11 protein-coding genes, 1 tRNA gene and 1 pseudogene are annotated in these 12611 nt (G+C 49.5%); 7 read left to right on the forward strand and 6 right to left on the reverse strand.

Annotation, left to right across the window (positions count from 1 at the left end):
• Positions 1-9: 9 nt before the first annotated feature.
• On the reverse strand, positions 10-486 hold the full coding sequence (locus ACLJRE_RS23130) for an FxsA family protein (protein WP_001267291.1): 477 nt from the start codon (positions 484-486) through the stop codon (positions 10-12).
• Positions 487-825: 339 nt separating this feature from the next.
• Here ACLJRE_RS23130 and aspA point away from each other — a divergent pair, with 339 nt between their 5' ends.
• From aspA to ACLJRE_RS23160, 6 genes are all read left to right on the forward strand, one after another.
• Complete coding sequence (gene aspA, locus ACLJRE_RS23135; protein ID WP_000069439.1) at positions 826-2262, forward strand: aspartate ammonia-lyase; 1437 nt, start codon at positions 826-828, stop codon at positions 2260-2262.
• A gap of 114 nt (positions 2263-2376) precedes the next feature.
• Positions 2377-3678, forward strand: a complete 1302-nt coding sequence (gene dcuA / locus ACLJRE_RS23140) for an anaerobic C4-dicarboxylate transporter DcuA (RefSeq protein WP_000637595.1) — start codon at positions 2377-2379, stop codon at positions 3676-3678.
• 120 nt (positions 3679-3798) lie between these two features.
• The gene (cutA, locus tag ACLJRE_RS23145; RefSeq protein ID WP_023212832.1) at positions 3799-4146 is read left to right on the forward strand and encodes a divalent cation tolerance protein CutA; all 348 of its coding nucleotides are present in this window, start codon (positions 3799-3801) and stop codon (positions 4144-4146) included.
• Positions 4122-5825, forward strand: coding sequence for a protein-disulfide reductase DsbD (locus tag ACLJRE_RS23150; protein ID WP_023170745.1), 1704 nt, complete (start codon positions 4122-4124; stop codon positions 5823-5825). The genes cutA and ACLJRE_RS23150 overlap by 25 nt, the downstream gene beginning before the upstream one ends.
• 36 nt (positions 5826-5861) lie before the next feature.
• On the forward strand, positions 5862-6437 hold the full coding sequence (locus tag ACLJRE_RS23155; protein WP_001188511.1) for a transcriptional regulator: 576 nt from the start codon (positions 5862-5864) through the stop codon (positions 6435-6437).
• Positions 6438-6553: 116 nt separating this feature from the next.
• A tRNA-Phe gene (locus ACLJRE_RS23160) sits at positions 6554-6629 on the forward strand.
• A gap of 177 nt (positions 6630-6806) precedes the next feature.
• On the opposite strand, the gene ACLJRE_RS23165 is transcribed toward ACLJRE_RS23160, so the two are convergent.
• The 3 genes from ACLJRE_RS23165 to ACLJRE_RS23175 form a co-directional block, all read right to left on the reverse strand.
• Positions 6807-7820, reverse strand: coding sequence for a tyrosine-type recombinase/integrase (locus ACLJRE_RS23165; RefSeq protein WP_071953557.1), 1014 nt, complete (start codon positions 7818-7820; stop codon positions 6807-6809).
• Positions 7821-7983: 163 nt separating this feature from the next.
• Complete coding sequence (locus tag ACLJRE_RS23170) at positions 7984-9573, reverse strand: TraI domain-containing protein (protein WP_071953558.1); 1590 nt, start codon at positions 9571-9573, stop codon at positions 7984-7986.
• Entirely contained in the window at positions 9557-11068 is a 1512-nt protein-coding gene (locus ACLJRE_RS23175) for a UvrD-helicase domain-containing protein (protein ID WP_071953559.1), read from the reverse strand. Before ACLJRE_RS23175 ends, ACLJRE_RS23170 begins: the two co-directional genes overlap by 17 nt.
• Before the next feature lie 180 nt (positions 11069-11248).
• Between ACLJRE_RS23175 and ACLJRE_RS23180 the strand changes: the two are divergent.
• Positions 11249-11476 (forward strand): annotated as a pseudogene (locus tag ACLJRE_RS23180) (MFS transporter); the annotation flags it as partial.
• A gap of 88 nt (positions 11477-11564) precedes the next feature.
• Here the strand turns inward: ACLJRE_RS23180 and ACLJRE_RS23185 are convergent.
• Both ACLJRE_RS23185 and ACLJRE_RS23190 read right to left on the reverse strand, forming a co-directional pair.
• Positions 11565-12176 (reverse strand): dienelactone hydrolase family protein, encoded by a 612-nt coding sequence (locus ACLJRE_RS23185; protein WP_023208053.1) that lies wholly within the window; start codon positions 12174-12176, stop codon positions 11565-11567.
• Between the two features lie 63 nt (positions 12177-12239).
• Positions 12240-12611 (reverse strand): class I SAM-dependent methyltransferase (locus ACLJRE_RS23190; protein WP_410957607.1); only part of this gene is annotated, 372 nt, incomplete at its 5' end.

Below are 12611 nucleotides of genomic sequence, written 5' to 3' on the forward strand. Positions count from 1 at the left end.
TCTCTACCTTTAATCCCGACGATCGTCTTTATGTTCAATACGATCGCGATCGTCATCTTTACGCTGATACTCGCCGTCAAATGTTTCGCCACCGCCAGTACCCGCGCTAAACCCGCCGCCCGGCATCCGGGAAAAACGTAAATGCGGCAGCAACTTCAGCGTCAAATGTTTTTGCACTGGCGGTAACAAAAGGAGGAGGCCGAGAAAATCGGTGAAAAATCCCGGCAACAGGAGCAGTAAGCCAGCGATGATCAGCGATACACTCTTAATCATTTCTGCCGCCGGGCTCTCACCGGCCGCCATTTTTTGTTGCATCAGCAAAAAGTTTTTAAAACCCTGGTTACGTACCAGCGACATACCGATAACAGACGTAAAAATCACCAGGATTAGCGTCATCAGGACGCCAAGCACATGGGCGACCTGGATAAAGATAGAAATCTCAATGTAAACATAGAGAAAGACAGCTAAAAAGGGTATCCAGCGCAAAGGACTCTCCTGTAAGTCATGGCCGTCTGCGACGACCATTTGAATGGGGTTGCGATTCGCATCGATTCGATATGGTGGTGCGTAGCAAAATTTCAAGTGGTTTGTACACCTATTTTAGGTAGTAATACTAAAGCGGTGACCTATTTCACAAAATAATAAATAAGGGGTAAATTCCCACACTTTAAGTGATCCAGATTACGGTAGGAATTCTGAACCAGCATATGATCTCGTTTATCAGGCCGATGGAGGGGATAATCGTCGGTCAGAAAACATTCGAAATCACATATATCCTGTGTGTTTTAAAGTAAAATCATTGGCAGCTTGAAAAAGAAGGTTCACATGTCAAACAACATTCGTATCGAAGAAGATCTGTTGGGTACCAGGGAAGTTCCAGCTGAAGCCTACTATGGTGTTCACACTCTGAGAGCGATTGAAAACTTCTACATTAGCAATAACAAAATCAGCGACATCCCTGAATTTGTGCGTGGCATGGTTATGGTAAAAAAAGCGGCGGCGCTGGCCAACAAAGAGCTGCAAACCATTCCTAAGAGTGTGGCGAACGCCATCATTGCCGCATGTGATGAAGTCCTTAACAACGGTAAGTGCATGGACCAGTTCCCGGTAGATGTCTATCAGGGCGGCGCGGGCACTTCCGTCAACATGAATACCAACGAAGTGCTGGCCAACATCGGGCTGGAACTGATGGGTCATCAGAAAGGTGAATATCAGTACCTGAACCCGAACGACCACGTGAATAAATGTCAATCCACTAACGATGCCTATCCGACAGGCTTCCGTATAGCGGTTTACGCCTCTATCGTCAAACTGATCGATGCCATCAACCAGTTGCGTGAAGGTTTCGAACGTAAAGCGGTTGAATTCCAGGACATCCTGAAAATGGGTCGTACCCAGTTGCAGGACGCCGTACCGATGACGCTTGGTCAAGAATTCCGTGCGTTCAGCATCCTGCTGAAAGAAGAAGTGAAAAGCATCGAGCGTACTGCTGAGCTGCTGCTGGAAGTCAACCTTGGCGCAACGGCAATCGGTACCGGTCTGAACACGCCGAAAGAATACTCTCCGCTGGCGGTGAAAAAACTGGCTGAAGTCACTGGTTTCGCCTGTGTTCCGGCTGAAGATCTGATTGAGGCGACATCTGACTGTGGCGCGTATGTTATGGTTCACAGCGCGCTGAAACGTCTGGCAGTGAAGATGTCCAAAATCTGTAACGACCTGCGCTTGCTCTCTTCTGGTCCTCGTGCCGGCCTGAACGAGATCAACCTGCCGGAACTGCAGGCGGGCTCTTCCATCATGCCAGCCAAAGTGAACCCGGTTGTACCAGAAGTCGTAAACCAGGTATGCTTTAAAGTCATCGGTAACGACACCACCGTTACGATGGCGGCGGAAGCCGGTCAGTTGCAGTTGAACGTTATGGAGCCGGTTATCGGTCAGGCGATGTTCGAATCCATCCACATTCTGAGCAACGCGTGCTACAACCTGCTGGAAAAATGCGTTAACGGCATTACCGCGAATAAAGAAGTGTGCGAAGGGTACGTTTATAACTCCATCGGTATCGTCACTTACCTCAACCCGTTCATCGGCCACCACAACGGCGACATCGTCGGTAAAATCTGTGCTGAAACCGGTAAGAGCGTACGTGAAGTTGTGCTGGAGCGCGGCCTGTTAACGGAAGCCGAGCTGGACGATATTTTCTCCGTGCAGAACTTGATGCACCCGGCTTATAAAGCTAAACGTTATACTGATGAAAGCGAACAGTAATCGTACAGGGTAGTACCAAAGAGGCACGTCACGATGACGTGCCTTTTTTCTTACAAGAAGTTACCAAATAACAACAATTTAATATCAACTTGTTAAACAACAAGGAAGGCTAATATGATAGTTGTCGAACTTATCATTGTTTTGCTGGCAATCTTTTTGGGCGCCAGACTTGGGGGCATCGGTATTGGATTCGCAGGTGGGCTGGGTGTTCTGGTACTTGCCGCCATCGGCGTGAAGCCAGGGACAATTCCATTCGATGTCATTTCCATCATCATGGCGGTTATCGCCGCGATCTCTGCTATGCAGGTCGCGGGCGGTCTGGATTATTTGGTAAACCAGACGGAAAAACTGCTGCGTAAGAACCCGAAATACATCACTATCCTCGCACCGATTGTGACCTATTTCCTGACTATTTTTGCTGGTACCGGGAACATTTCCCTGGCAACGCTGCCGGTTATTGCTGAAGTCGCGAAGGAGCAGGGAATCAAACCTTGCCGTCCGCTCTCGACCGCCGTGGTATCCGCGCAGATTGCGATTACCGCCTCGCCGATTTCTGCGGCCGTGGTGTATATGTCTTCTGTTATGGAAGGTCATGGCATTAGCTACATTCACCTGCTGTCCGTGGTTATCCCCTCTACGCTGCTGGCGGTGCTGGTGATGTCCTTCCTGGTCACGATGCTGTTCAACTCCAAACTGTCGGACGACCCGATTTACCGCAAGCGTCTGGAAGAAGGGCTGATTGAACTGCGTGGTGAAAAGCAGATTGAAATCAAACCGATGGCAAAAAATTCCGTCTGGCTGTTCCTGCTGGGCGTTATCTGCGTGGTTGTTTATGCGATTGTCAACAGTCCGAGCCTCGGCCTGGTTGAAAAACCGCTGATGAACACCACCAACGCTATTTTGATCATCATGTTGAGCGTCGCAACGCTGACCACCATCCTGTGTAAAGTGGAAACTGACGCCATCCTCAACTCCAGCACCTTTAAAGCAGGGATGAGCGCCTGTATCTGTATTCTGGGCGTGGCGTGGCTGGGCGATACCTTCGTATCCGCTAACATCGACTGGATCAAAGACACTGCGGGTAGCGTCATCCAGGGTCATCCGTGGCTGCTGGCCGTCATCTTCTTCTTTGCTTCCGCGCTGCTCTACTCTCAGGCGGCAACGGCGAAAGCGCTGATGCCGATGGCGCTGGCGCTGAACGTCTCTCCGCTGACGGCAGTCGCTTCCTTCGCCGCCGTTTCCGGCCTGTTCATTTTGCCGACCTACCCGACTCTGGTTGCGGCAGTACAGATGGATGACACCGGTACAACCCGTATCGGTAAATTCGTCTTTAACCACCCGTTCTTCATCCCAGGCACCCTGGGCGTCGTTCTGGCTGTCTGCTTCGGCTTCCTGCTGGGCAGCTTTATGCTGTAAGTGTTTCACCCGCGGGGCGTATCACGCCCCGCATTCTCCCGCCCTTTGACTAACATCCTGCCCTCGTCCGTTGTATAGTGACCGTTCACTTGCGGGTCTTTTTGTTCTTTCGAGGTGTTTATGCTTGATGTTAAGAGTCAGGATATTTCCATCCCCGAGGCCGTTGTGGTGCTTTGTACCGCCCCGGATGAAGCTACCGCCCAGGATCTGGCCGCCAAAGTGCTGGCGGAAAAACTGGCCGCCTGCGCCACCCTCCTCCCCGGCGCGACATCGCTGTACTACTGGGAAGGCAAACTGGAGCAGGAGTATGAAGTTCAAATGATCTTAAAGACCACCGTTTCACATCAGCAAGCGCTTATCGAGTGCCTGAAGTCTCATCACCCGTATCAAACGCCTGAACTTCTGGTTTTACCTGTTACTCACGGAGATACTGATTACCTCTCATGGCTCAACGCATCTTTACGCTGATCCTGCTGCTGTGCAGCACATCCGCCTTCGCCGGATTATTCGACGCGCCGGGTCGCTCGCAGTTCGTCCCTGCCGACCGGGCGTTTGTTTTTGATTTTCAGCAAAATCAACACGATCTTACCCTCTCCTGGCAGGTAAAAGAGGGTTACTACCTTTACCGTAAACAAATCAGCATCACGCCAACGAAAGCGGATATCGCCGCAGTCCAACTCCCGGCAGGCGTCTGGCATGAAGATGAATTCTACGGAAAAAGCGAAATCTACCGTAAGCGGCTAAACGTTCCGGTAACGGTTAACCAGGCGGCGGCTGGCGCGACATTAACGGTAACGTACCAGGGGTGCGCCGATGCGGGATTCTGTTATCCGCCGGAAACGAAAACGGTGCCGCTAAGTGAAGTCGCCGCGGCAATAGACGCCACGCCGACGCCTGCTGTCACCCAGACGGGTGAGACGTCAAAACCCGCCGCCCAGCTACCTTTTTCCGCGATCTGGGCGCTGCTGATCGGCATCGGCATCGCCTTTACGCCCTGCGTTTTACCCATGTATCCGCTGATTTCCGGTATTGTCCTGGGGGGAAGGCAACGTTTGTCGACGGGGCGCGCACTGCTGCTGGCCTTTATCTATGTACAAGGGATGGCGCTGACCTATACCGCACTGGGTCTGGTCGTCGCCGCGGCGGGATTACAGTTTCAGGCGGCGCTGCAGCACCCTTATGTGTTAATCGGCCTTGCCATCGTGTTCACCCTGCTTGCGTTGTCGATGTTTGGCTTGTTCACACTACAGCTCCCCTCCTCACTGCAAACCCGGCTGACATTAATGAGTAATCGTCAGCAAGGCGGCTCGCCCGGCGGCGTTTTTGTTATGGGGGCGATTGCCGGATTAATTTGCTCGCCCTGCACTACAGCGCCGTTAAGCGCGATCCTGCTTTATATCGCTCAGAGCGGCAACATGTGGCTGGGCGGCGGTACGCTGTATTTGTATGCATTAGGTATGGGTCTGCCGCTAATGCTGGTCACCGTGTTTGGCAACCGCCTGCTACCGAAAAGCGGCCCGTGGATGGCGCATGTCAAAACCGCTTTTGGTTTCGTGATCCTCGCGTTACCGGTCTTTTTACTGGAGCGGATTATTGGCGAGGCTTGGGGTTTACGTCTGTGGTCGCTGCTGGGCGTCGCTTTCTTTGGTTGGGCCTTTATCACCAGCCTTCAGGCCAGACGAGCGTGGATGCGTATCGTACAGATTATCCTGCTGGCGGCAGCGCTCATTAGCGTGCGGCCTCTACAGGATTGGGCGTTCGGATCGCCATCCGCGCAAGCTCCAGCGCACCTCAATTTCACGGCTATTTCTACCGTGGACGAACTCAATCAGGCGCTGGCGCAGGCCAAAGGCAAACCCGTTATGCTGGATTTCTACGCCGACTGGTGCGTGGCCTGTAAAGAGTTTGAAAAGTATACCTTCAGCGATCCGCGGGTCCAGCAGGCGCTCGGCGACACGGTGCTCTTGCAGGCTAACGTCACCGCTAACAATGCGCAGGATGTCGCGCTGTTAAAGCATCTGCAAGTCCTCGGGCTGCCCACCATTCTGTTCTTTAATGCCCAAGGCCAGGAACAGCCGCAATCGCGAGTCACCGGCTTTATGGACGCCGCCACCTTTAGCGCGCATTTGCACGATCGCCAACCGTGAGCGACACTTGCAAAAGCAAAGACGGAGGAGAATACCGTGCAACGTGAAGATATTCTGGGAGAAGCCCTGAAATTACTGGAGACGCAAGGGATAGCCGATACTACGCTGGAAATGGTGGCGGAGCGCGTAAATCGCCCACTCGACACATTACAGCGTTTCTGGCCAGATAAAGAAGCCATTTTATATGACGCGCTACGTTATCTGAGTCAGCAGGTAGATATCTGGCGACGCCAGCTTCTTCTTGATGAGACGCTTTCTGCTGAACAAAAGCTACTGGCACGCTACAGCGCGCTCTCGGAATGTGTCAGTAATAACCGTTATCCCGGTTGCTTGTTCATTGCCGCCTGTACGTTTTATCCCGATCCAACCCATCCTATTCACCAACTGGCTAATCAACAAAAACGCACGGCACATGATTTTACCCATGAACTACTGACCACGCTGGAAATTGACGATCCGGCGATGGTTGCAAGGCAGATGGAGCTGGTGTTGGAAGGTTGTCTCAGCCGAATGCTGGTCAACCGCAGTCAGGCTGATGTAGATACCGCTCAGCGGTTGGCGGAAGATATTCTGCGTTTTGCACAGTGCCGCCAGGGTGGGGCGCTCACCTGACGGGGTACTGATTTTATGCATTTTGCCTGAAAAGCAGGCAGTCAGCGCGATTTTATCACTTTTTTCGTGTAAAGCCGTTGACGACCGCGCGCCTTTACGGTTTAATGCGCCCCGTTGCCCGGATAGCTCAGTCGGTAGAGCAGGGGATTGAAAATCCCCGTGTCCTTGGTTCGATTCCGAGTCCGGGCACCACTCTTATCAAAGTACGTTGGTTAGGGCTTGAGAACCTTAACGGACGTTACGTGGAACCCGAAAGGACAATCGATGTAGCAGGTCAGTCTACACATCGAGATGGATTTTTGGGTTTCTCAAGTAAGGGAACTTGTTGGAGCAAGTTCCCTTTTCTCGATCACCCGATATCGTTACAGCTTATCTATTCTTTGTCAACCCACTGTAAATGCTTCGGGCATGTGCTGCCTTAATCTGCATAAACTGCGCTTCCAGAGCCTTCCCCATCACTGCAATATCATTCTCCACATACTCCAGCGTGGATTTCATGTTTGAATGACCCAGCACACTTTGCGCCATATGCAGATTCTGTTCCGGCATTTTCATCATCTCCGTTGCCAGCGTGTGTCTGAAACGATGAGGACTGATCGCAAACTGACACTCCTTGGACAGACGACGGAAGAATGCTCTTACCTGAGGAGAATCCATGTCATCACCAATGGCGGGATCTTTGCCGGTAAAAAGTGCAATATTGAACAGGCGGTCATTGCCTTTCAATCCTTCGCTCTGCGCTTTCTCCATTAAACAGGTCAGCCGGGGACGCAGAAAACTGATCACCGGCACATAGTGTTCTTTGTGATTTTTACACCCCTCCGTAATCAGCCGAATCTGCCCTTCTCTCAAATCAACATCATTCAGCCGAATATGTAATAACTGGTTCTGCCGTATCCCTGTGTAATAGAGCGTATCCAGGACAGTGAGCCAGAACCAGGCAGGAAATAAGGCGCAACGGGAATATTTAAGTCCCAGCCCTGTATTCTCCTGATTTTCATACTGCTCCATGATCTGATAGGCATACTCAATCTGTGCCTGAGTGAGCGTTTTCTTTCTCTTTTTGTCCGGTTTAACTACCGAATTGTTAAACGGATTTTCGTCATAGTGCAGTAACCCACGCTGTATTCCGTAGTTAAAGATGGCCCGCATATGCGCCACCTTGTTATTCCAGGTACGTCCGGAGAGCTTTTTCTCTTTTAAAAGAAAACGGCGCCAGGCAAGCACTTTGTGATATGTCACATCATTTGGGCAGCTTAACGGCCCCATATAATGTACAAATGATTTGAAGACTTTGGTGTAACTCCATTCAGATGCTGAGCGCAGAGGTTTTGCGAAGAAGTATTCATCTAACAATTGTTGCCAGGTAATATTTGTTTCCATTTTTATCACCGCTATTAAGCTTTTATTATTAATACACACACAAATTGTGTGGTTTTAAAATCCCGTAATTTCATGCACATGACAACGGGAAAATATTTCAATTTGTTACAGAAGCCGAGGGAGTTTTAAGATTTTTCTTATATTTAATTTGTTACATTTTATTTCAATTGATGACCTTTAGAAATAAACTGTCGTCGGGAAAGTTACCATTAGCATAAATCTCTGACATTTTTATCAGATACCCTGTTAACTTTTTGTATCTCCCCCTGCCCCCTGGCTCTTCATAAAGACAGCACTGCCAGAATCGCCTGGAATCACTGACCCGATGTTTTCGCATCTTCTCAAATGCCGCCTGCACCTGCTCCTTCCTCCCGCTTTCTTTCAGACCAGAAGAACAGGAACGCGAATGTGATTTCAAAAACAGAAAAAAAACACCCGGGACGCTGATAAATACGAAGCCACAAGTCAGATGAACACAGGCATCAGCAGTATTTACCGGTATATCCCCCTCACGAAGCCCATCCCTTAGCCAGGACCAGAACAAATCTCCCAGCTCCGTTGAGGAAAGCGATGATACGCCACCCGAGGATGATCCAGTGCATTCATTGGTAACGGTGTCATTGATAACCTCTTCTGGTGCTGAAGTCTCAAGTGCAACCGCGACTTCCGGAAACGATTCTCCTGCCACCATATCGGTCTCTGTGTTCACGCCTTCCTTTTCAGACAACTGTGTGTCAGTGTTCGTCAGCCCTCCCAGAATCGACATGACCTGAAAAACATCTGGATCTGTTTCAGCAGTAGGCTGCCCTTCCCCACGTTCAGGCTTAGCATCAGAATCAAGGGAAGATAAAAGGACAGCAGTCTCCTGCCCTCCATCAACCATGACAGGGACATCAGGAGGAGTTGTAGAAGAGCCTTCCCTCAACATGGGAGCTACTGTCGCGGCAGGGTTTAGTGTCGCTGCTAATTCAGAAGTCTGTTCTTCCTGTGCAGTGGGAAAACCAAGAGGTATCCCTCCTGCATGCACAATGGCCTCATTAACGATATCCGTAATATCCATTGCATCACTGTAACGTCCGCTAATGAAAGCCAGCAATGTTCTCAGGATATCAGGGTTTTTACCCAGCCACTGAAGAACCGGTTCAGGCAAAAATCTGAGAGCGATCAATTCACCATAAACCTGAGCACCTGCTATATCGGGTTCTGCTTTAAACCGAAAACGATAAGGTTCTTCCGGAACACTTAATCCCGGGCGCCATACAACACCACTACGGAGCTCGCCTTCAATATTCCATAAGCGCCCCAACGAGTGGAATAATGCAGCGTAATAAACGACAGCACTCCAGCTGACTGACTGCGCGGATTGTTCCTCTGCAGATGCACCACGGGGCAGCATATATCCTTTTGATAAACGTACGGCAAAGACCGTCGTCTGTAAGACGTAATCCACCATGCCGTCTGTATAGGCAAATTTCCCCTGAGCCGAAGCCGGAAGTCTCTGACATAAACCCACAACGCCGTGTAAAGGGAGTAAAAAAAAACGTTCAAAACGCTCTTTAGGTAACACGCTGTTCTCCCACAAAATCCTTAACCATTGCTGCCGTCGTTCATGCTGTAACAAATCTGAAATGGCCGCAGGGTTAAAATATCCATCCGTACAGGGAATAAGTCTCTTCTTCGCATTTCCCGATTTATTTTCTTCTATCTGTCTGAGGTTTTTCTTCTCCATCCATGACTTAACTTTCCGGAACATATTCAGTCCCTTTTTTATCGTTTTCTGTACTCACTTCTGACTCACCCGATTTATTCGCAGAAGTTCCGGCTATCTCTTCAGCCCGGGGCTGGATCAGAAGCTCGTGCAATATCGGATCGGTTATAAGCACTTTACGCGCCCGGGTGGCTGCCACATACATGAGGTTAATTTCATCCTGACGCTGACTTTCCGGCATGTCAGGATCCAGAATATCGGGAAAGTCATCATGTAACTTCACCCTGTCCCATTCGAGCCCCTTACTCCTATGTGCTGTACATACCGTCACATCAGCTTCAGATTCACTGATGACGCGTTGCTCACGTAACGTATTCAGTCTGTCCGGTAACGGAAAAAACTGTTCAAGAATAAATATCGCCTGCTTCATCTCCACATCACCGGTATCTTCGGCTATCTGCAGATATTCATCATAGTCCCGGTATTCACGGGTCAGCCTGTCGTGCCGCATACGCTCCGACATATCAATTGAGAACCAGTACAGATCCAGTAAATCCTCAATTCTGTAGCTTTCCATACCACCAACCCAGAATACTTTCCTGCCAGCCAGCGACCAGTGCAGTGCCGTCCGGATGACACCACAGACAGATCGGTGAAGAACAGCATGATGGCCAAAATTCCGCGGCATTGTGAGCAGAACACGGTCTGCGCCCCCCCTTCCAGTTATCTGATGCGTTTCGCCCTTCAGGGCCAGCAGCCTGTTGGCCACCCCGGCTACCTCCGGACCGAAGCGAAAGCTGTGGGTTAGCCAAAGACGGTCTGATTTCTCCAGTTGCGGAGCCTGCATGGCATTATCTGCCCCACGAAAGCGGTAGATTTGCTGATGAGTATCGCCAACCAGAACTACCCGGCAGGTCTGGTTGAGCACAATGGCGCTGATGACAGGATTAGCATCCTGAGCTTCATCAAACAATAACGTGGTATAGCGGGAAGAAAGATTCGGTTTGCTCAACTGGTAAAGCTTTAGATAAGTATCATGGGTGACCGGAAAATCCCCCTGGCGGGCCGACATCATTGCCCACATTTTCTTTGCTGAAAGCAGGATTTGACCTGGTTGTAGCCCCTTACAGTCGTCAGGATCAGGCATGTGTTCAGGCGTAATATCGGTGGCCGCGCTGCACATAAAGCGATTCAGAACATCAAGCGTCAGTCTGGCCAGCAACCAGTTGCGTGAGTTTAGCGCCCGGGCGACATCGGTCAGTCGTAGTGAATTAATCAGACGATGACTGTAATGTTTCCCGACTGTCGGCCAGGCCAGTTGATGCGATGTTTTGCAGGTAACGTTGAAGGGGAATTTGTGCTCCGCCTCATCCCGAATGGCACGGTTATAAGCAATATAGAGCATTCGTTCCGTTGGATTTTCCTCAGCATAACGACGAAGTGTGGTGGTTTTGCCACTCCCGGCAAAAGCACAGACAACCAGACGTTCACCCTTCCATGCGATGACAGCAGCCTGTTCAGGAGTATCAGTGTGGGGCATAATCGGGCTCCGGATAAAAGCATTTTGCTCATCCTGAGAACCCGGCAGACTGTTATCCAGTGCAATTTATAAATCCAAAAAAAAGAATTCTGCAAACCAGCCCTGTACCATCAAGTTCAGCCTTAAGAGATAGGGTACTGAAGGGAAAACTACACTGTGTTGCGCATCATGCAAACACTTATGAATGAGATTGGAACACCAAGGGAGTTTGCAGGATCTGCGATGGCTTTCGGTTGTATTATTGGACATATACCGTCTATGTTTGCCTATACGCTTTATGGTTCACTACTGGATAATTTTGCTGGCATAAGTGGATATAACTACGTTTTCTCTGTAATGGTTGCCTTCAGTCTCCCTGGTTTTGTTTGTGCGACACTATTGACGAAAAGAATGAGAAGTAAAATTTAATAAAAATTACCATTCCCCTCCCGGCAGGAATACCCTGCCGGGGTCATTCTTCTTATGTTTAATTTATTCACCCTGTTGCGAATAAAACCTAAACTTCAGAGGGTTTACCAACTATTGCGCCAATAAAATCATAAACCAAGTCTCTGGCAACCTCTGTGTTTCTGCAGCTATAAGTTTCACTATAGGGGTCACTAAAACCATGATGACTATTGAGTACATGACTCGTAACAGTTGTCCTTTCAGCCAGTTTTTTTTGCAGAACATACGAATCAAACGACTTTTCGAATTGAGCCATAATAACCAGAACAGGGCACTGCGGCATAATATCAGTGTAATCTCTTATACGTGAACCGTAGTAACATACAATTCCATCGCACAGGTTACTTTCTGCTGAAAGCCAGGCAATAGTGGCGCCCACGCTAAATCCTATCATTATTATTTTTTTGTACCCACCCCTGATTTCACCAAGTAGCAAATTAATTTTTGTGGTATCAAAACCACATGTATTAACAAAGTTTTTGTAAGCTTGATCCTGTTGCTCATACTTAAATGGGAGCCCATGTTCAAACAGATGGGGGCAATAAACATCAAACCCTCTATCATGGTATTCTGCACATACGTCTTTTATGTGCTCATTAATTCCATATATTTCATGTAAAACCACGACAGCATTTTCATTATTTTCTATTAATTTCAGCATTGTCCATCCCTGAGTCGTATTCCCCCCCCCGGCAGCTTTCACCTGTCAGGGGGGCCTTCTTCGCTAGCGTGCCATTAACGCAAAGACACCCCACCCTAAGTATTCACGTGTATATGTGACATGGCGTTTGGGCGCAATACTCAGTTCCGTACGAATTTCCTGTACAAAGTCATCGTCAGGATTTTCTTCCAGCCAACGGCGCATCGTCAGCCATTTCGAGGCTTCATATCTGTCCCAGCCTTCCTGGTCTGCCAGTACCATTTCCACCACGTCATATCCCTTTTCACCAAATGACGCAACCAGAGCTGGCAGGGTAAGGAAATCTGTAACGGAAGTAACACCACATGCCTGTGCAATCTCTTCCGTTGCCGGAACCTGACGCCAGTAAGGTTCGCCGATGAGCATCACACCACCGGGCTTAAGGCTTTCCGCCAG

The sequence above is a fragment of the Salmonella sp. SAL04157 genome (assembly GCF_046551635.1).
Classification (GTDB): Bacteria; Pseudomonadota; Gammaproteobacteria; order Enterobacterales; family Enterobacteriaceae; genus Salmonella; species Salmonella enterica.